Here is an 18930-nt window from a genome sequence, read left to right as displayed (position 1 = left end):
CCTTCTTATGGGGAGATGTCCGGCAGGACAGAGGGGGGGCGCTGTCCCGCCAATATCTCGAAATTTCGGCTAGGTGTTGACCCCGAGCTCGACCAGCCGCTCGACGCAAGACTCCTCGGCCTGATCGAGTTCGGCCAGCGTCTCCTCGAGGTCCCGGCGCTTTTGCCTGAGGTCCTCGCGCTTTTCCTCGATGCGCTTGATCATCAGCTTGAGCTGCCCGACCTCGCCCGGCGGCTCCTTGTACATCTGGATGATCTCGCGGATCTCGTTGATCGAGAAGCCGAGCCGTTTTCCGCGCATGATCTGCCGGATGAGGTGACGATCGGAAGGGCGAAACAGCCGCGTACGGCCGCGCCGCACAGGCTGCACCAGTCCCTCGTCTTCGTAAAAACGCAGCGTCCGCGTCGACACGTCGAATTCGCGGGTCAGTTCGGTGATCGAATAATATTCCCGCATTGTCACTCCATGCCGGAATTCCGGGTGATCGCCATGCGGCGTCGCCCATCTGTCCCGAACCAAACCCCTTGCCGCTGGAATCGAAGCGGCACCCCGCACGAGCCTCGCACGGCATTTACGTAAAAGTCAATTACGACGCTTACCGGACGCCGAACCACCAGGTCGCGAGGCCGAGAAAAGCAAAGAATCCAACGACATCGGTAACGGTGGTGACGAAAACCGCCGAAGCGACCGCGGGATCGACCTTGAACCGGTCGAGCAGCAACGGGATCAGGATACCGGCAAGGGCCGCCACGAACATGTTGATGATCATCGCCGCCGCGATGATGCCGCCCAGATTGGGGTCGCGGAACCAGACAGCCGCGACGATGCCGATCAGGATGGCGAAGACGATGCCGTTGATGAAGCCGACGCCCATTTCGCGGCGGATGATGCGGCCGGCATTGTAGATGTCGAGATCCCTGGTCGCCAGCGCCCGCACGGTGACGGTCATGGTCTGCGAACCGGCATTGCCGCCCATGCCGGCCACGATCGGCATCAGCACGGCGAGCGCGACGATATGCTCGATCGTGCGATCGAACAGGCCGATCACCGATGCCGCCAAAAATGCCGTCAGCAGGTTGACGAGCAGCCAGGGAACGCGCGAGCGCGAGGTCGCCAGGATGCTGTCGGAGAGCTCCTCGTCGCCGACGCCGCCCATGCGCAGCAGGTCCTCCTCCGCTTCCTGCTGGATGACGTCGACGACGTCGTCGATGGTCAGCACGCCGACCAGCCGCTCGTTCTCGTCGACGACGGCGGCCGACAAAAGGTCGTATTGTTCGAATTCCCGCGCCGCCTCTTCCTGGTCCATGGTGGCCGGGATGGCGTGCCGCGTCTCATGCATGACTTCCTCGACCTTGACCGCGCGCTTGGTGCGCAGGATCTGGTCGAGATCGATGGCGCCCAACAACTTGAAGGTCGGATCGATGACGAAGATCTGGCTGAAGCGGTCGGGAAGGTTCTTGTCCTCGCGCATGTAGTCGATGGTCTGGCCGATGGTCCAGAAGGGCGGCACCGCGACGAACTCGGTCTGCATGCGCCGCCCGGCCGTCTCTTCCGGGTAGTCGAGCGAACGGCGCAGCCTGATCCGCTCGGTGAACGGCAGCTGCGACAGGATCTCGTCCTGGTCTTCCGGCTCCAGGTCTTCGAGGATGTAGACCGCATCGTCGGAATCGAGTGCCTGCACGGCTTGCGCGATCTGGGCATTGGGCAGGTTATCGACGATATCCATGCGGATAGCCTCGTCGACTTCGGTCAGCGCGGAAAAATCGAAGTCCGCCCCCAGCAGTTCGACCAGCGCGCGCCGCTGTTCGGGGTGCAGCGCCTCGATGAGGTCGCCAAGTTCCGACTGATGCAGGTCGTCGACTTGGCGCTTGAGGGTCAGCGTATCGCGATCGGCGATCGCCGCACCAATCTGGGCAAGGAAGGACGATAGGACGGCACCGTCCTCGCCATAGATATCAGCGTGGTGCTCGTCGGCGGCCCTGGCGCCGGTCGTCCGTTCGTCCTGGCCTTCCACCAGCGCCTCCCGCCATCAGAATCCGGAAAAGGTGCAAATCAGGTCTAGACCATGAGTCCGCAAAGTGGAAACCGGTTTTCGGTCCGGTGCCCATACAAAAGTGACGGCGACCCGGAACGCTTCAACTTCGCAACATGTTCTTCCAACGCGCGGGAATTTCAGGCCAAACACATGCTTGCCCGCCCCGCGCGAACTGTCGATTTCATCAAAAGCAGGCCGCGCTTCGGCTTCCTGTGGCGCGACAGCCGATGTCGCTGGGGAAAGAGCACCCCCGCGCCATTGGAGCAGAATTGTCATGATGCAGGTCCAGGCATCGGCTGGACCCGCCAGACCGCAACAAAAAGCGGAAGCCCTTGAAGATCAAGTCACGGACAGAGAACAAGGCAATCGAAGAGCGGCGCGTTCGCGTGGTCGTGGCCGAACGCAATCCGCTCGTCATATCGGCTCTGCGCGAAATGCTGGACTGCGACGGGCGCTTCGAACTTTTGGCCTCGGTACAAAGCGGCAGGCATTTCCTGGAGCTTGCGGCGGTACAGGAGTTCGATGTCGCCGTGATCGGCTGGAAGCTCTCCGACATGGACGGCGCGGACGTCCTGGCCGAGGTCCAGGGCCGCAAGCTCAACATCCGCATCGCGGTCTTTTCAAATGACCATGACATCGGCATCCTGAAACAGTGTGTGCGCCTCGGCGCGCAAGGCTACTGCTTCCAGTTCGACGATCCCGCCATCATTTTCGACACGATCCTGGCTGTCGCGCATGGCCGCATCTGCATCCCCTATATCGACATCAACAAGGTCAACGACACGCCTCTGTCCCGGCTTACCGTGCGCGAGCGTGAACTGCTGGCGGTACTGTCAGATGGCTGGACCAATTTGCAGATCGCGACCCGGACCGGGATCTCCGAGAATACGGTGAAGTACCATCTCAAGAATCTCTACGACAAGCTGGACGTCCGCAACCGCGCCATGGCGGTCGCACTCTATTCACGAGAGAGGCGCAGCCAGAAGCAGCCTTTCGGGTAGGGCGACCGGGTAGGCCATACCCACCCGCACGCGGCAAGTTCTTACCCGCCAAGGTGTTGTTGACATCAACCTTCGAAACGAAACTCCCCACCACCGCTTTTGCTGGATCAGGAGGAGTTCGCACCATGGCCGGTTTCACCCATCTTTTCATTCCCGGGCCGACCAATATTCCCGAACAGGTGCGGCAGGCGATGAACCTGCCGATGGAGGACATGCGCGCGGCCACCTTCCCCGACCTCACCCTGCCACTGTTCGAGGACATCAAACGCGTCTTCAGGAACGAGACCGGCCGCGTCTTCATCTACCCGTCCTCCGGCACCGGTGCCTGGGAAGCGGCGATGACCAATGTGCTCAGCCCCGGCGATCGCGTGCTGATGTCTCGCTTCGGCCAGTTCTCCCATCTGTGGGTCGACATGGCCGAGCGGCTCGGCTTCGAGGTCGACGTGATCGACTGCGAATGGGGAAACGGCGTTCCGCTGGACCTCTATGCCGAGCGGCTGAAGGCGGACAAGACGCACCGCATCAAGGCGATCTTCTGCACTCAGAACGAGACGGCGACCGGCGTCACCAGCGACGTCGCCGGCTGCCGCGCAGCGCTCGACGATGCGAACCACCCTGCCCTGCTCTTCGTCGACGGCGTGTCGTCGATCGGCTCGATCGACTTTCGCCAGGAAGAATGGGGTGTCGACTGCGCCGTCAGCGGCTCGCAGAAAGGCTTCATGCTGCCGGCCGGCCTCGGCTTCCTGTCGGTCAGCAAGAAGGCGCTCGTGGCTTCCAGAACCGCCACCCACCAGCACTGCTTCTTCTCCTTCGAGGACATGATCCGTGCCAACGATGCCGGCTATTTTCCCTACACGCCGGCAACACAGCTGCTGCGCGGCCTGCGCGCCTCGCTCGACCTGATCGAGGACGAAGGGCTCGACGCCATCTTCGCTCGTCACCATCGCCTCGCCGAAGGCGTGCGCAAGGCGGTCGACGCCTGGGGCCTGAAGCTCTGCGCCAAGGCGCCGAAATGGCATTCGGACACGGTCAGCGCCATCCTCGTGCCGGATGGCGTCGATAGCGGCGACGTCGTCAAGCGCGCCTACCAGGCCTACCAGACGTCGCTCGGCGGCGGCCTCAACAAGGTGTTCGGCAAGGTTTTCCGCATTGGCCATCTCGGCTGGCTGAACGAGGTGATGGTGCTGGCCTCGCTGTCTTCAGCTGAAATGGCGCTGCTCGATTGCGGCGTCCGGCTGGCGCCGGGCTCCGGCGTCGGCGCCGCCATCCAGCATTTCCGCGCCTCGGCGGCAATGCCGGTCGCCGAAGCCGCCTGAGGGGAGAGACGATGAGCCACACCATCAACCACCTCAAGAAACTCAGGCTCCAGCGCAGCGAGCTGGCTGTTCCCGGCTCCAGCCCGGAGATGATCGACAAGGCGGCCAACAGCGCCGCCGACTTCGTCTTCCTCGACATCGAGGACGCTGTCGCCCCGCCCGACAAGGAACGCGCCCGCAAGAACATCATCCAGGCGCTCAACGACATCGACTGGCGCGCCAAGGGCAAGACCGTATCGGTGCGTATCAACGGCCTTGACACCCATTACATGTATCGCGACGTCGTCGACGTGATGGAACAGGCCGGCGACCGGCTGGACACCATCCTGGTGCCGAAGGTCGGCGTGCCGGCCGACCTCTACATGGTCGAGGCGATGGTCAACCAGATCGAGATGGCCAAGGGATTCAAGACCCGTGTCGGCCTGGAAGCGCTGATCGAAACCGCGCTCGGCATGGCCAATGTCGAGGCGATCGCCGCCACGCCAGGGCGTCTGGAGGCGATGCATTTCGGCGTCGCCGATTATGCCGCCAGCAACAAGGCGCGGACCGTCAACATCGGCGGCCTCAACCCCGACTATCCCGGCGACCAGTGGCATTTCGCCCTGTCGCGGATGACCGTCGCCTGCCGCGCCTATGGGTTGCGCGCCATCGACGGGCCGTTCGGCGATTTCTCCGATCCGGAAGGCTACAAGGCGGCCGCCAGGCGCGCCGCCGCACTCGGTATCGAAGGCAAATGGGCGATCCATCCCTCGCAGATTGCCTTGGCCAATGAGGTGTTCTCGCCGCCGGAGAAGGAAGTCACGCGCGCCCGCCGCATCCTCGAAGTGCTGAAAGAGGCCGAGGCGCAGGGCAAGGGGGCTGCCGCGCTCGACGGCAAGATGATCGACGCCGCATCGGAACGCATGGCACGCAACGTGCTGGTGGTTAATGACTCCATCGAGCGCGCCGGCCAGCTTAACTAGCCAATGAGAGCCGCGCGTCGCGGCACTTCGACGATTTGGGGAGAAGAAAAAATGGACATCCACGAATATCAGGCCAAGGAACTGCTTGCCCGGCATGGAGTGCATGTACCGCGCGGCGGCCTGGCTTACAGTCCCGAACAGGCGACCTACCGGGCGCGCGAGATCGGCGGCGGCAAATGGGTGCTGAAGGCGCAGGTTCATTCCGGCGCGCGCGGCAAGGCCGGTGGCATCAAGCTTTGCGCCAATGACGAGGAGATTTCGAGCGCCGCCGAAGCCATGCTCGGGCGCAAGCTGGTGACCCACCAGACCGGCCCGCGCGGCAAGCTGATCTCGCGCCTCTATCTGGAGGAAGCCGTCGACATCGCGCAGGAGCTCTATCTCGGCTTCGTGCTCGACCGCAAGGAAGAGCGCGTCATGATCGTGGCCTCGGCCGCCGGCGGCATGGAGATCGAGGAGATCGCCGAAAGAGCGCCGGATTCGATCATCCGCGCCACCGTCGACCCGGGCGTCGGCATGCAACGCTTCCAGGCGCGCGAGATCGCCTTCGGGCTCGGGCTGGAGGACAGCCTGATCGGCAAGGCGACCGAGACCATCTTCAGCTGCTACCAGGTGTTCCGCGATTACGACGCCTCGATGCTGGAGATCAATCCGCTGGTGGTGACCCGCGACGGCAGCCTGATCGCCCTCGACGCCAAGATGTCGTTCGACGAGAACGCGCTGTTCCGGCGGCCCGAAATCTCCGAATTGCGCGACAAGAGCCAGGAAGATCCGCGCGAAACCTTCGCCAGCGACCGAGGCCTCTCCTATGTCGGCCTCGACGGCAACATCGGCTGCATCATCAACGGCGCGGGGCTCGCCATGGCGACCATGGACATGATCAAGATCGCCGGCGGCGAGCCGGCGAACTTCCTCGACATAGGCGGCGGCGCTTCGCCGGAGCGGGTGGCGAAATCTTTTCGCGCGGTGCTCGGCGACAAGAATGTCGAGACCATCCTGGTCAACATCTTTGCCGGCATCAACCGTTGCGACTGGGTTGCCGAGGGCGTCATCAAGGCGATCCGCGAGGTCGGCGTCAACGTGCCGCTGGTGGTGCGGCTGTCCGGCACCAGGGCCGAGGAAGGGCGCAAGATCCTGGCCGATTCCGGCGAGGCGGTGATCGTCGCCGACACGCTCGCCGAAGCCGCCGAAAAAGCCGTCGCCGCATGGCGCGCGGCCACCAAGAAAAAAGCAGCCTGAGGGAGGACGGAAAATGGCAATCCTGCTCAACCGCAGCACGCGCGTCATCGTGCAAGGTTTCACCGGCAAGATCGGCAGTTTCCATGCCGAGGACATGAAACGCTACGGCACCAAGCTGGTCGGCGGCGTCACCCCAGGCAAAGGCGGCCAGACGCATCTCGGCCTGCCGATCTTCAACACCGTCAAGGGCGCGGTGCGCGAAACCCGCGCCGAGGCGAGCATCGTCTTCGTGCCGCCGCCCTTTGCCGCCGATTCGATCATGGAGGCGGCGGATGCGGGGATAAAGCTCTGCGTCTGCATCACCGACGGCATCCCCTCGCAGGACATGATGCAGGTCAAGCGCTACATGCGCCGCTACCGCTTCGAGGACCGCATGCGGCTGGTCGGTCCGAACTGCGCCGGCATCATCACGCCGGGACAGGCGCTGATGGGGATCATGCCCGGCTCGATCTACCTTCCCGGCCGCGTCGGCATCGTCGGCCGCTCGGGCACGCTGGGCTACGAGGCCGCCTCGCAGATGAAGGCGCTCGGCATCGGCGTCTCGACCAGCGTCGGCATCGGCGGCGATCCGATCAACGGCTCTTCCTTCAAGGACATTCTGAAGCTGTTCGAGCAGGATGACGAAACCGACGCCGTGGTGATGATCGGCGAGATCGGCGGACCGCAGGAAGCCGAAGCCGCGATCTGGGCGCGCGACAATATGAGAAAGCCGCTGATCGCCTACATTGCAGGGCTTTCCGCGCCAAAAGGCCGCCGCATGGGTCATGCCGGCGCCATCATCTCGGCCTTCGGCGAGTCCGCGCAGGAGAAGGTCGAGATCCTGAAAGAGGCCGGCGTCATCATCGTGCCGACGCCCTCGTCCTTCGGCGACGTGGTGGCCGATACGCTGGCTCGGACGAAGAAGGCTGCATAACCTTCACCAACAAGCGGCCGCGGGCCGTTGCCGAGCACGAGGCGGCGCGACTGGAATGCGTGGAGCACGGGCACCTCGCCGGTCGGCGACATGGCCAAAAACCAATCCGGCTTATTGGCGAGGTCGACGTCAATCCGCTTAATCGGCACGCCCTTTTCATTAAGAGCGATCGCGGCTCGTTGCACAAACGGACATGATGGATTGCTGACGAGGGTGAGGGAGAATTCAGTCCCGGGGTTTGCTCCAGACGAAGGTACTTTGGTGGGTTTGACGGCTGCGTTCGCAGGCATTCAAGCGAGCTTGGCGCCGTAGCGCGCCAGGAAGGTGGCGACAGCTTCGTCAATGATGACTGACAAGTCTTTGTCGGTGCCGCCACAGCCCGGCGCCATCAGTTCAGGCCAGAACGCCTGCCCGGCGATCGTGGCCAGGAAAGCCTGAGCAGCGAGCTTGGCGTCGGGTACGACGAGGTTTCCGGCCTGCGCCTCTTCAATCACATAGGCGCTCAGCCGATCGAGATAGGGCTCGAATCCGCGGTCGAACAGCATCTGCCCCAGATCGGGAAAGCGCAGGGCTTCAGCGATGATAAGCCTGAAAATGGCAACCATTCTGGGCTGGCGCATCCGGTCGGCATAGTCACGCCCGATCTTGCGCAGGCTCGCGTTCGGATCGCCGACGAGAACGTCCGCGTGGCAACCGCTTTCCAATGTCCAGAATTCCTCAACGATCGCTTCAAAAAGCGAAGCCTTGGTTGGATAGCGCTTGAACAATGTGGCGGTCGACACGTCAGCAAGTTTTGCAATCTGCTGAAGTGATGTTGCTCCGTAGCCTTGTTCGAAGAAGAGCTTGGTGGCCGCCGCGACAGAAGCGACGCGCTTCTCCTCCTTGACCCGATCTTGATATGTCTCGCCTGTCATCGCCCGTTTCCTGAAGCCCTTGCGCCTTCTTTGTGGTTGTAAGCTCATCAGATAGGCACAAGCTGGCCAGAAATCAAGGTAAGTGGCTTAACTTGACATACAATCCGTGCGTCTATAAATAGAACTAAGTGACTTAACTCACCGTCGTGCCATCCTCAGGATCGGTCGCGAGTTGAAAGTCATTGCCAGCTTCATTGAGCCAAATTGCAAGGAATGGAACCCACATGAATCGCCTCGACGGAAAACGGACGCTTATCACTGGCGGCACTTCGGGCATTGGCCTGGAGACAGCCAAACAATTTTTGACCGAGGGCGCGCGCGTCATGGTCACTGGCAATAATCCTGACTCTATCGAAAGAGCAAAGGCCGAACTGGGTTCGACCGTTCCAGTGCTGCGGGCCGATAGCTCGGATGTCAACGCGCAAAGGAAGCTGGCCAAGTCGGTCAAGGAGCATTTCGGCCAGTTGGACGTGGCGTTCCTCAATGCCGGCGTTTCGGTCTGGCAGCCGGTCGAGGACTGGACCGAAGAAGCCTTCGATCAGTCGTTCGCCATTAATGTGAAAGGCCCCTATTTCCTGATGCAGGCGCTGCTGCCCGTCTTCGCAAATCCGGCCTCGGTGGTGTTCAACACCTCGATCAACGCTCATGTTGGCGCCGCCCGGTCATCGGTCTATGCCGCCACAAAGGCGGCGTTTCTCAACCTATCCAAGACGCTCTCCAGCGAACTCATGGATCGCGGCATTCGCGTCAATGCAGTAAGCCCCGGCCCGGTCGAGACGCCGCTTTACGACAAGCTCGGCATTCCGGACGCCTATCGCGCACAGGTCAACAAGGATATCGCTGGGTCCATCCCCGTTGGCCGTTTTGGCACACCGCAAGAGGTCGCCAAGGCCGTCATCTATCTCGCATCCGATGAATCGGCGTGGACCATCGGCTCGGAAGTCATTGTCGATGGCGGTCGGATGCTGAATGGCTGACCGAAGACGTCGCATCGACGCCTTCGAAGCTGCCAATTGCGAGCTGAGTGGCACTGTCACTCAGCTCGCAAGGAGGCGATACCATGGGAAAGTGTCACGACATGATCCTTTTTCGTATGAGCTAAGGAGGCGTCCTGCGCACCGCTTTCGACATCGGGAGGTCGGGCGGGCGTTCACCGATGATGATGAAAGCGGCCATGGCGTCCGCCCCGGCGATGCGGTGGGAATGATCGACCCGTCATCCCGCGGCGAGTTTTGAGACCGCGTTGATGTCGAAGTAGTCGCGCCAAGCGACAATGTGATCGCCTTCGATTTCGTAAATTCCCATCAGGGTCATCCTTCCGATCTCGCTGCCGTCAGCGCGTTCAAACCGGTCCAACCGCTCTGTCAGCACGCGTTTCCCGTCTGCGGCAATGGCGAGCATGTCGATGTGAACGGTAGCGATCCTCATGGATTTCTCGAGCTCGTTGATCATCCCGATCGCTTCTTCAATGCCGGTGGTGGCGGAAATGCCGACGTTGACCCACAGCGTCTTAGGTGTGAACCACCGCCGTATAGCGGGCCTACCGCGATCCTCGGAATAGGCGGCGCAGAAATCAGTCACGACCTCAATAGGTGTCGCCATGTTAGAATTCCTTCGTTGATATGGTGGGGGGTGACAGCCCCCAGTCCACCCTTGAAATGGACTAGATCCAGGTCGGCGTGAATTCAGCGGCATAGCGCTCGCCGAAGCCGCCGCCTGGAAGGATCTCCTTGATCCTGGTCAGGTCTTCCGCGGACAGCGCCAGATCGGCCGCGCCGACGTTTTCAGCCACACGTTCCTGTCGACGCGAGCCCGGGATCGGCACGATGTCGTCGCCCTGAGCCAAAAGCCAGGCCAGTGCCAGCTGTGACACGCTGGATCCTCTGGTTCTGGCCAGCTCCGTCAACTGGCGAACCGCTTCGAGGTTCTTCTCGAAATTGCCGGGCTGCCAGCGGGGATCGCCTCGACGCATGTCGCTTTCCTCATACTCAGCGGCGGGCTTGACCGCTCCAGTCAGAAAGCCACGGCCGAGCGGTGAGTACGGGACCAAGCCGATGCCAAGCTCCCGCAAGGTCGGGAACAGGACTTCAACATCGCGCTCGAACACCGAATATTCGGTCTGCAGCATTGCGACTTCCTGCACGACGTGGGCCTTGCGGATCGTCTGGGAGCCTGCTTCGCTCAGGCCGAAATACTTGACCTTTCCCTCAGCGATCAGATCCTTGACCGTGCCTGCAACATCCTCAATCGGCACGTTTGGATCGACGCGGTGCTGGTAGAGGACGTCGATATGGTCGACGCCGAGATAGCGCAGGCTGTTCTCGGTGACCTCGCGAATGTGCTCTGGACGGCTGTCGGATCCCCAAGAGCGGGTGAACCCAAATTTGGTCGCCAAGACGACCTTATCACGGAAGCCCTTGACGGCGCGGCCGATGAACTTCTCGTTTTCTCCCCAGCCATAAACCTCGGCAGTGTCGAAAAAGGTCACTCCTAGGTCATAAGCGCGTCGGATCGTTTTGAGCCCGGCCTGCTCGTCGGCGGCACCATAGGCCAGGTGAAAACCCATGGCGCCGTAGCCGATGGCGGAGACTTCCGGGCCGTTAGTGCCCAATTTGCGTTTTTGCATGTTTTGTATCCTTCCGTGGTACGGGAGGAATGTGGTCAGTCGTCAGACTTTTGCGATGCCTGATGGTCCTGATTAATTGCCTGATCCTGCCGACAGGTTGATTTTTTCAGATAACTGGCACCTGATGAGACTATGGAAAAACTCGATGAAATCCGATCCTTGGCGATCCGTCATGCCGGAGTCCAAAAACCCGACTTGCCGCGGCTGAGTGTCCACAGCATTGCTGAACCGACCGAAATGACTGCTCTGGTTTATGATCCGATGGCCTTCATCGTACTTCAGGGAACCAAACGCACGATCATCGGGGATCAGGTGTTCGAATACGGACCGGGTCAGACCATGGTCGTTGCCGCCGAAATCACGGCCATGGGCCAGATCCTCGAGGCATCAGCGGAAAGCCCGTTCCTAGCGATAAACCTCAATCTCGATCCTGCTGTAATAATGAACGTGGTGCTCTATCTGTCCCAGACACCGGAGCTGCGGATGCAGCCCGGATTCGGTTTCAGCATGGCCAATTCTGAGTTGATAGGCGCCTGGCAAAGGTTGCTGGAGATGTATGAGCGCCCGAAGGAGATCCCCGTGATGGGGCTCCATTTGGAGCATGAATTGATGTTTCGGCTGATGCTGGGTCCGCACGCCGAGATGCTGCGCCAGATTGCCGGAGTCGACTCCCGGCTGTCCCACATCCGACAGGCTATGGCCTGGATTCGCGAGCACTACACGGAGCACCTCAGCGTTGAGGACATGGCTGCGGTTGCCGGCATGAGTGAGTCCGTATTTCACCGCCGCTTCAAGGCCGTGACAGCTCTAAGCCCACTGCAGTATCAAAAGCATATCCGACTGCAAGAAGCCCGTCGCCGCCTGGTTGCCAGGCAGGGTGATGCTGCCTCTGCTGGTTTTGCGGTGGGCTACAAGAATACCTCTCAGTTCAGCCGGGAGTACAGACGTCTTTTTGGCGAGCCGCCGCGACGGGATGCTGATATGGTGCAAACGATCGTCGAAACTGCCGTCTGAAAGGTGAAGGGCAAGTGCGTAGGGGCAAAGCGACGTGCACTACGCCGTGGCGACCTGACGCGGCGTGTCAAAGGCTGACGCGGTTTTCAATCTTCGTTGTTCGGGCTGGCACACCTGCAAACAATCCTATTTGTACACCTTTGCCGCCGATCGCCGCACGCACGGCTGAGAGGTCTTTCGAACGCAGCGTCGCTATGTGTCGCTCATAAGTAACCACAGGAGAAATCGAACTCGGACAGCGACAGGCAGTCACCCCACCCCGCACTGCTCCGGCAGGAGAGGTTCAGCCTTGCCGCCAGTTGCCAGCAGCTTTCGGCTCGACAAATCCGGCAATGGTGCGGTCGAGAAGACTCGAACTTCCACGGGTTGCCCCACAGCGACCTCAACGCTGCGCGTCTACCAATTCCGCCACGACCGCACGTGGTAGGAGCCGGAACCGACCGGCTCGCGGCGTGTAGCAAATCGTTTCCGGCGAAACAAGTGCGCGATGAGCAATAATGTCCGGCAATTGGCATAACGTTCCACAGGATTGCAATGAGCATCCGGAACTGGACGTTTGCGCCTGATGTCGCCATATGGAGGCCAAAGGCATGTCGCCCAAAAGTGGAAGGCGGTTTTGGGCCACGACATGTATAAGTAAAAGCGACACACCATGACAGAACGCAGCCAGATCGCCACGTCGTTCCTCCCCTTGCCCGGTTCGGCGCCGGTCGAATGGCTGGTCGAACCTGGCCTTACCGCCTATCCCGATGCGCTGGCCTTCATGGAGGCGCGCGCCGAGGCGATCCGCAGCGGAGCCGCCGGCGAGATGGTCTGGCTGGTCGAACATCCGTCGCTCTACACCGCCGGCACCAGCGCCCGCATCGAGGACCTGATCGAGCCTGACCGCTTTCCGGTCTTCGCGGCCGGTCGCGGCGGCGAATACACCTATCACGGGCCCGGCCAGCGGGTTGCCTATGTCATGCTCGACCTCAAGCGCCGGCGCGAGGACGTGCGCGCCTTCGTCGCCGCGCTCGAACAGTGGATCATCGGTACGCTCGCCGCCTTCAACGTGCGCGGCGAACGCCGCGAGGACCGCGTCGGCGTCTGGGTGGTGCGGCCCGATCGCCCTGCCTTGCCGGACGGCTCACTGGGCGAGGACAAGATCGCGGCAATCGGCATCAGGCTGCGGCGCTGGGTCAGTTTTCACGGCATCGCCATCAATGTCGAGCCGGACCTGTCCCATTTCGGCGGCATCGTGCCTTGCGGGGTGCAGGACCATGGCGTCACCAGCCTCGTCGATCTCGGCCTTCCCCTGACAATGGCCGATCTCGACCTGGCGCTGAAATCCGCGTTCGAGGATGTGTTCGGCGCAGCCGCGGCCTTGCCCGCCGAAGTGGCCCGCAAGACCGGCTGACCGCGCGTCAGATCAGTTGGGCCGACGCCCACAGCACGCCGCAGCCATGGATGGCGAAGACCGCCAGCAAGGCGCCTGCGATGACGAGACGGTCGACGGTGCCGATCGGCTCCAGTTCGTGACGTGGCTTCACGCCGCTGCCGACGGTGAGCAGGCTAAGGATCGAAAACACCGCACCGGCCGCCAGCAGGAAGCCCGACGAAAAACCAGCCCGCCAGCCGAGCGCCAGAAAGGCAGAAAGCAGCGAGAAGGACGCCAGCGCCAGGACGACCGGCCCCGGGCAGATCTGGCGCAGCACCTGGCCGCCGTCGAATTTCCACACCGGCACCAGATTGGCGATGTTGAACAGGGCCACGCAGCCCGCAAGCGCGGCCAGCAGCGCGGCCGCGGCCTTGTGGCCCTCGCCGCCGGCAAGCACGCTGGCGGCAATGACGATCGGCACCAGGAAGGCGGAGAACCCCGCCCCCATCAACGCCACGAAGGCCACTTCGAAACGGCTGTTGTAGGGCCGGCCGCCAATGGCGATGCCGCCAAGCAGCGGGATGAAGATCATCCGCGCCCTGCGATGGCCCGTCAGCCGAAACGCCGCCATGTGGCCCAGTTCGTGCAGTGCCACCGCCGACGTCAGGATCGCGGCCAACGCCAGCCCGCCAAGATGAAGGCCGAAGAACGGCCACAGCATCAACGCCGACAGCACGGCAAAGCCGACCTGGCTCAGCGGATGCTCGAACCAGCCGCCCTTGCGGTACTGCCCGGTCTTTGCCCAACGCTGCAGCTTGGAGAGCTCGCGGCGCATGGCGAAGTAACGGAACACCAGGAAAGCGACGCCGCGATACCGGTCTGTCCGGCTGAGCGTCACGCGTGTGCCGCTGCCCTCCGAAACCAGTTCGGCGGTCTCGCCATAATCCTTCCAGAACGAGCCATCGAGCGCGGTGTCCTCGATCACCCGCATAGAGAAGCGGCCGCCCTCGACGACATCTTCAAAGCGCGCCCTGCGCTCGATCGGCTTGCCGTCGCGGCCTTCCCACGACAGCATGATGCGGGCCACGCCCTCTTCGTCCAGCGGCTGCGCCGACAGGATCTCGCCGGACCAGCCGGCATCGCTGCCAAGCGGCCACAGCGCCTGCCACAGGCGCTGCCGGTCCATTGCCACGACGCGGCTCGACCGGACCGTGCGCAAACCGAGCGGCACGGTCATCAAGAGAAAGATCAGCCCGAGATTGCTGGCCACGAGAATGGCCGTGACGATGGGCGACACCTGGACGTTGCTCCTGCCTGGAGGCGCACCCTAACGTCGCGGCGGCAAGAAAAGCTTAACGGCGGAGCTGCTTGCGGCCATCGGGAAACAGCGATGGCGGACACCGCCAACTCACATGGCTCCGATCCAGATCGCCATGGAAACAAGAAACGCACTCATGCAAACCAGCGAGATGACATCCTGAACCAGATCGGTCATAACTCTCTCCTGTTGTGGATATGTTTCTAATTTGTTCTAATTTTGTTCCATTGTCAACGAACAGAATCCGACCGCATCCAAAATCTCCGGGCGATCAGATCGGCAGGGTTAAGAAAACGTTGACAGCCCGCCGCCTATCAACAGGCAGGGGAAATGGCGGGCGTCGGGCACTCGCGAAACACGCAGGTGTTGAGTTTCAGGTCAGGCCGGCAACACCTGACGCACAGGCTAAAGCGGCACCACCTTGCCGTCGGCGAGCGTGACGCGCCGGTCCATGCGCGATGCCAGTTCGTGATTGTGGGTGGCGATCAGCGCGGCGAGACCCGATTGCCGCACCAGCGCCTCCAGCGCCTCGAAGACGTAGGAGGCGGTGACCGGGTCCAGGTTGCCGGTCGGCTCGTCGGCGAGCAGCACCAGCGGCGCATTGGCGACAGCTCGCGCAATGGCGACACGCTGCTGCTCGCCGCCGGACAGCTCGGATGGCCGGTGCGAAGCCCGCTTGCCGATCTGCATGTAGTCGAGCAGTTGCGCGGCGCGCTCGCCCGCTTCCTTGCGCGGCAGCCCCTTGATGAGCTGCGGCATCATGATGTTTTCCAGCGCCGAAAACTCCGGCAGCAAATGATGGAACTGGTAGACGAAGCCGACATCGTTGCGGCGGATCGAGGTGCGCTCGTCGTCGGACAACCGGCCGCAGGCGCGTCCGGACAGGATCACGTCTCCGGCGTCGGGGCGCTCCAGCAGGCCCGCCGTATGCAGCAGCGTCGACTTGCCGGTGCCCGACGGCGCCACCAGCGCCACCATTTCGCCGCGCCGCAGCGAGAAGTCGGCGCCGTTCAGGATGGTGAGCTTGCGCGGCCCCTGGACATAGTGCCGCTCGACGCTCTTCAACTCGATAATGACCTCGGCCACTACTCGTACCTCAAGGCTTCGACCGGATCGAGGCGGGCCGCTCGCCAGGCTGGAAACAGCGTTGCCAGGAAGGACAGCGCCAGCGCCATGATGATGACATAGGTCGTCTCGCGCGGATCCATCTTGGCCGGCAGCTGGCTGAGGAAATAGAGCTCCGGATTGAACAGCACCTTGCCGGTCATCCAGGAGAAGAACTGGCGGATCGATTCGATGTTGGTGCAGATCAGGACGCCGAGCAGCACGCCGGCGAGCGTGCCCGTCACGCCAATCGCCGCTCCCGTCATCAGGAAGATGCGCAGGATGGCATTACGCGAGGCGCCCATGGTGCGCAGGATGGCGATGTCATGCCCCTTGTCCTTCACCAGCATGATCAGTCCGGAAATGATGTTGAGCGCCGCCACCAACACGATCAGCGTCAGGATCATGAACATCACGTTGCGCTCGACCTGAAGGGCGGAAAAGAAGGTCTCGTTGCGCTGGCGCCAGTCGACGAGATCAATGGGGCGTTGCGCCGCCTCTTCCACCTTCGGTTTCAGCGCATCGACATCATCAGGATTGTCGACGTAGATCTCGATCGTCTGCGCCCGGCCGTCCATGTTGAAATAGAGCTGCGCTTCGGAGAACGGCATGTAGACGATGGAGCTGTCATACTCCGACATGCCGACTTCGAAGATCGCGGCGATCTTGTAGCCCTTCATGCGCGGCGTGGTGCCGAGCGGCGTCACATCCCCGTCCGGCGAGATCAAGGTAATGCTATCGCCGAGCGCCAGGCCGAGATTCTCGGCCATGCGCTTGCCGATGGCGACGCCCTCGCCGGTATCGAAATCGGCGAGCGTGCCTTGCTTGATGTTGCTGGCCACGATGGCGATCTTGCCGAGGTCTTCACCCCTGATACCGCGCACCAGCGCGCCGGTGCCGCCGCCGACATTGCCTTGCGCCAGCACCTGGCCATCGATCAGCGGAATAGCGTATTTGACGCCAGACACGCCGTTGATGCGGCTGGCGACCTGGGCATAGTCCTCGAGTGGCGAATCGAGCGGCTGCACGATCAGATGGCCGTTGACGCCGAGTATGCGCGTCAAAAGCTCGGCGCGGAACCCGTTCATCACGGCCATGACCACGATCAGCGTGGCGACGCCCAGCATGATGCCGAGAAAGGAGATCGAGGCAATCACCGAGATCACCGTCTCCTTGCGCCGCGAGCGCAAATAGCGCCACGCAACCGTGCGTTCGAAGATTGAGAACGGGCCGGCGCCCGCCGATCTCGCTGCCGCCGCCTCGCTCATGCGGTGGCACCGAAGCGTTTTGCCGCGTCGGCGATCGGCAGCGTCACGCGCTCGCCGGTCTTGCGATTCTTGATCTCGACCTCGCCGGCAGCCACGCCGCGCGGTCCGACAATCACTTGCCACGGCAGGCCGATCAGGTCGGCGGTGGCGAATTTGCCGCCCGGCCGCTGGTCCGTATCGTCGTAGAGCATGTCCTTGCCGGCCGCCGTGAAGGCAGCGTTGAGTTCGTCGCAGACGCGGTCGCAGTCGGCGTCGCCCGCCTTCATGTTGATCAGGCCGATATCGAACGGCGCCACCGCTTCCGGCCAGATGATGCCGTTCTCGTCATGGCTGGCCTCGATGATCGCCGCGACCAGCCGCGACGGGCCGATGCCGTAGGAGCCGCCGGAGGCGAAATGATCCTTGCCGTCGGGGCCGGTCACCTTGGCGCCCATCGGCTTGGAGTATTTCTCGCCGAAGTGGAAGATATGGCCGACCTCGATGCCGCGCGCCGAGACCCGGTCACCTGTCGGGACCTTTTCCCAGGCCGCCTCGTCATGCATCTCGTCGGTGGCGGCGTAAGGCGTCGTCCACGTCTTGACGATATCCGATATCTCGCCGTCATTGGCGAAGTCGGTGTTCGCGCCGGGCACGGCAAGCGACAGATAATCGCGATGGCAGAAGACCTGGCTCTCGCCTGTATCGGCCAGGATGATGAACTCATGGCTGAGATCGCCGCCGATCGGTCCGGTGTCGGCCCGCATCGGGATTGCCTGCAGGCCCATGCGGGTGAAGGTCCGGAGATAGGACACGAACATCCTGTTATAGGCGGCTCGCGCGCCCTCGAAGTCGAGATCGAAGGAGTAGGCGTCCTTCATCAGGAATTCGCGCGAACGCATCACGCCGAAGCGCGGCCGCACCTCGTCACGGAACTTCCATTGGATGTGGTAGAGGTTGAGCGGCAGGTCCTTGTAGGACTTGACGTAAGCGCGAAAAATCTCGGTGACCATTTCCTCGTTGGTCGGTCCGTAGAGCATGTCGCGGTCCTGGCGGTCCTTGATGCGCAGCATCTCCTTGCCATAGTCGTTGTAACGGCCGCTCTCGCGCCACAGATCGGCCGACTGGATGGTCGGCATCAGGATCTCCAGCGCACCGGCGCGGTTTTGCTCCTCGCGGATGATCTTGCAGACCTTGTCCAGCACCCGCTTGCCCAGCGGCAGCCAGGAAAAACTGCCCTGCCCCTGCTGGCGGATCATGCCGGCGCGCAGCATCAGCCGATGCGAGACGATTTCGGCCTCGCGCGGATTTTCTTTAAGGATAGGCAGGAAATAGCGCGACAAACGCATGGACTGGTCCGTGAATGAGAATGGCCACGCCAGAATCGGCGGGGCGCAGGCTTGCTTGCCCCGGCTTCATAGCGATTTCATGACCGAATGGAAACCCGGCCATCCCACCACATCAGCCCCTTCCGTCCCGGAATCCCGCGCTTCGGATCAGTCCGCGCCGACAATGGAACGCACCGAACCTCTTCGGATTTGCCCCCCAATTCTTTGCGCGCGTCAATCGCGAACATGCCGCAAAGGCTCTATCAACCTTGGCTGTCCGTTTCAAAAGCAAAGCCTGCCGCACTATTGTGCAGTGCAGCACGAGAATGCCCGTTTCAAGGCAAAATTCTTCGTGACATTTTCATTTCCGTTAGGCTAATGTGCCCCGATAACCGAGAGGGCAGAAACAAATCTGCCTTCCTACGCGGTCAAAGTCTTGGGAGGATGCGATCTAGGCGCGGTTATTCGCTGCCGCCGGACACCGGAAAACAGATCGGACGCGTTTAATTGCAAGGCCTTGTGCCTTGCATTTTTTTTGTGCAATCATCTGGTTAGCGCCGCG

At 62.1% G+C, this 18930-nt stretch carries 18 protein-coding genes, 1 tRNA gene and 1 pseudogene; 8 read left to right on the top strand and 12 right to left on the bottom strand.

The annotated features are described in order from the left end of the window. Positions 1-69: 69 nt before the first annotated feature. The 3 genes from O7B34_RS10000 to O7B34_RS09990 form a co-directional block, all read right to left on the bottom strand. On the bottom strand, positions 70-456 hold the full coding sequence (locus O7B34_RS10000) for a MerR family transcriptional regulator (protein WP_006203215.1): 387 nt from the start codon (positions 454-456) through the stop codon (positions 70-72). A 139-nt stretch (positions 457-595) separates the two neighbouring features. After that, the gene (mgtE, locus tag O7B34_RS09995; RefSeq protein ID WP_337145905.1) at positions 596-2014 is read right to left on the bottom strand and encodes a magnesium transporter; all 1419 of its coding nucleotides are present in this window, start codon (positions 2012-2014) and stop codon (positions 596-598) included. Positions 2015-2029: 15 nt separating this feature from the next. Further along, complete coding sequence (locus tag O7B34_RS09990) at positions 2030-2311, bottom strand: hypothetical protein (protein WP_337145903.1); 282 nt, start codon at positions 2309-2311, stop codon at positions 2030-2032. A gap of 56 nt (positions 2312-2367) precedes the next feature. On the opposite strand from O7B34_RS09990, the gene O7B34_RS09985 reads away from it, so the two are divergent. From O7B34_RS09985 to sucD, 5 genes are all read left to right on the top strand, one after another. Continuing rightward, positions 2368-3036, top strand: coding sequence for a response regulator transcription factor (locus O7B34_RS09985; RefSeq protein WP_337145901.1), 669 nt, complete (start codon positions 2368-2370; stop codon positions 3034-3036). A gap of 125 nt (positions 3037-3161) precedes the next feature. After that, a complete protein-coding gene (locus tag O7B34_RS09980) occupies positions 3162-4352 on the top strand; it encodes an aminotransferase class V-fold PLP-dependent enzyme (protein ID WP_337145899.1) in 1191 nt (396 codons plus the stop codon). 11 nt (positions 4353-4363) lie between these two features. Beyond that, entirely contained in the window at positions 4364-5314 is a 951-nt protein-coding gene (locus O7B34_RS09975) for an HpcH/HpaI aldolase/citrate lyase family protein (RefSeq protein ID WP_337145897.1), read from the top strand. A 51-nt stretch (positions 5315-5365) separates the two neighbouring features. Beyond that, positions 5366-6550, top strand: coding sequence for a malate--CoA ligase subunit beta (locus O7B34_RS09970; protein ID WP_337145895.1), 1185 nt, complete (start codon positions 5366-5368; stop codon positions 6548-6550). A 13-nt stretch (positions 6551-6563) separates the two neighbouring features. Next, positions 6564-7463: a succinate--CoA ligase subunit alpha gene (sucD, locus tag O7B34_RS09965; protein WP_337145894.1), complete on the top strand. Its 900-nt coding sequence runs from the start codon at positions 6564-6566 to the stop codon at positions 7461-7463. Positions 7464-7513: 50 nt separating this feature from the next. On the opposite strand, the pseudogene O7B34_RS09960 reads toward sucD, so the two are convergent. Beyond that, positions 7514-7753, bottom strand: a pseudogene (locus tag O7B34_RS09960) (glutathione S-transferase N-terminal domain-containing protein); the annotation flags it as partial. After that, the gene (locus O7B34_RS09955; RefSeq protein ID WP_337145893.1) at positions 7754-8377 is read right to left on the bottom strand and encodes a TetR/AcrR family transcriptional regulator; all 624 of its coding nucleotides are present in this window, start codon (positions 8375-8377) and stop codon (positions 7754-7756) included. It abuts the pseudogene before it with no gap. Positions 8378-8601: 224 nt separating this feature from the next. Between O7B34_RS09955 and O7B34_RS09950 the strand changes: the two genes are divergently transcribed. Beyond that, a complete protein-coding gene (locus O7B34_RS09950; RefSeq protein WP_337145890.1) occupies positions 8602-9354 on the top strand; it encodes an SDR family oxidoreductase in 753 nt (250 codons plus the stop codon). Positions 9355-9592: 238 nt separating this feature from the next. Here O7B34_RS09950 and O7B34_RS09945 read toward each other — a convergent pair whose 3' ends face one another. Then, the gene (locus tag O7B34_RS09945; protein ID WP_337141699.1) at positions 9593-9979 is read right to left on the bottom strand and encodes a limonene-1,2-epoxide hydrolase family protein; all 387 of its coding nucleotides are present in this window, start codon (positions 9977-9979) and stop codon (positions 9593-9595) included. Between the two features lie 61 nt (positions 9980-10040). Beyond that, positions 10041-11003 (bottom strand): aldo/keto reductase, encoded by a 963-nt coding sequence (locus O7B34_RS09940; protein WP_337141698.1) that lies wholly within the window; start codon positions 11001-11003, stop codon positions 10041-10043. A gap of 132 nt (positions 11004-11135) precedes the next feature. Here O7B34_RS09940 and O7B34_RS09935 point away from each other — a divergent pair, with 132 nt between their 5' ends. Further along, positions 11136-12017, top strand: a complete 882-nt coding sequence (locus O7B34_RS09935; RefSeq protein WP_337145888.1) for an AraC family transcriptional regulator — start codon at positions 11136-11138, stop codon at positions 12015-12017. 333 nt (positions 12018-12350) lie between these two features. Here the strand turns inward: O7B34_RS09935 and O7B34_RS09930 are convergent. Further along, positions 12351-12435, bottom strand: a tRNA-Leu gene (locus O7B34_RS09930). 234 nt (positions 12436-12669) lie between these two features. Between O7B34_RS09930 and lipB the strand changes: the two genes are divergently transcribed. Then, positions 12670-13413: a lipoyl(octanoyl) transferase LipB gene (gene lipB, locus O7B34_RS09925; RefSeq protein WP_027145275.1), complete on the top strand. Its 744-nt coding sequence runs from the start codon at positions 12670-12672 to the stop codon at positions 13411-13413. Positions 13414-13420: 7 nt separating this feature from the next. Here lipB and O7B34_RS09920 read toward each other — a convergent pair whose 3' ends face one another. From O7B34_RS09920 to proS, 4 genes are all read right to left on the bottom strand, one after another. Further along, positions 13421-14671: a site-2 protease family protein gene (locus O7B34_RS09920; protein ID WP_337145886.1), complete on the bottom strand. Its 1251-nt coding sequence runs from the start codon at positions 14669-14671 to the stop codon at positions 13421-13423. A 426-nt stretch (positions 14672-15097) separates the two neighbouring features. Next, positions 15098-15778 carry an ABC transporter ATP-binding protein gene (locus O7B34_RS09915; RefSeq protein ID WP_135915676.1) on the bottom strand — a complete coding sequence of 227 codons (681 nt, stop codon included), beginning with the start codon at positions 15776-15778 and terminating at the stop codon, positions 15098-15100. Next, entirely contained in the window at positions 15778-17064 is a 1287-nt protein-coding gene (locus O7B34_RS09910; RefSeq protein ID WP_337145879.1) for a lipoprotein-releasing ABC transporter permease subunit, read from the bottom strand. Before O7B34_RS09910 ends, O7B34_RS09915 begins: the two co-directional genes overlap by 1 nt. Next, positions 17061-18389, bottom strand: a complete 1329-nt coding sequence (gene proS, locus O7B34_RS09905; protein ID WP_337145877.1) for a proline--tRNA ligase — start codon at positions 18387-18389, stop codon at positions 17061-17063. The genes O7B34_RS09910 and proS overlap by 4 nt, the downstream gene beginning before the upstream one ends. Positions 18390-18930 lie beyond the last annotated feature (541 nt).

Origin of the sequence: Mesorhizobium sp. Cs1299R1N3 (genome assembly GCF_037179625.1) — a bacterium.
GTDB lineage: Bacteria > Pseudomonadota > Alphaproteobacteria > Rhizobiales > Rhizobiaceae > Mesorhizobium > Mesorhizobium salmacidum.
Note: the sequence above shows the minus strand (reverse complement) of the source record. Positions and strands in the feature narration are given on the sequence as shown.

Bases quoted from the DNA above. Each gene is read 5' to 3' on its own strand.
- O7B34_RS10000 (WP_006203215.1), bottom strand. From the start codon at position 456: ATGCGGGAATATTATTCGATCACCGAACTGACCCGCGAATTCGACGTG.
- O7B34_RS09990 (WP_337145903.1), bottom strand. From the start codon at position 2,311: ATGACAATTCTGCTCCAATGGCGCGGGGGTGCTCTTTCCCCAGCGACA.
- O7B34_RS09980 (WP_337145899.1), top strand. From the start codon at position 3,162: ATGGCCGGTTTCACCCATCTTTTCATTCCCGGGCCGACCAATATTCCC.
- O7B34_RS09975 (WP_337145897.1), top strand. From the start codon at position 4,364: ATGAGCCACACCATCAACCACCTCAAGAAACTCAGGCTCCAGCGCAGC.
- O7B34_RS09970 (WP_337145895.1), top strand. From the start codon at position 5,366: ATGGACATCCACGAATATCAGGCCAAGGAACTGCTTGCCCGGCATGGA.
- sucD (WP_337145894.1), top strand. From the start codon at position 6,564: ATGGCAATCCTGCTCAACCGCAGCACGCGCGTCATCGTGCAAGGTTTC.
- O7B34_RS09955 (WP_337145893.1), bottom strand. From the start codon at position 8,377: ATGACAGGCGAGACATATCAAGATCGGGTCAAGGAGGAGAAGCGCGTC.
- O7B34_RS09950 (WP_337145890.1), top strand. From the start codon at position 8,602: ATGAATCGCCTCGACGGAAAACGGACGCTTATCACTGGCGGCACTTCG.
- O7B34_RS09945 (WP_337141699.1), bottom strand. From the start codon at position 9,979: ATGGCGACACCTATTGAGGTCGTGACTGATTTCTGCGCCGCCTATTCC.
- O7B34_RS09940 (WP_337141698.1), bottom strand. From the start codon at position 11,003: ATGCAAAAACGCAAATTGGGCACTAACGGCCCGGAAGTCTCCGCCATC.
- O7B34_RS09935 (WP_337145888.1), top strand. From the start codon at position 11,136: ATGGAAAAACTCGATGAAATCCGATCCTTGGCGATCCGTCATGCCGGA.
- lipB (WP_027145275.1), top strand. From the start codon at position 12,670: ATGACAGAACGCAGCCAGATCGCCACGTCGTTCCTCCCCTTGCCCGGT.
- O7B34_RS09910 (WP_337145879.1), bottom strand. From the start codon at position 17,064: ATGAGCGAGGCGGCGGCAGCGAGATCGGCGGGCGCCGGCCCGTTCTCA.
- proS (WP_337145877.1), bottom strand. From the start codon at position 18,389: ATGCGTTTGTCGCGCTATTTCCTGCCTATCCTTAAAGAAAATCCGCGC.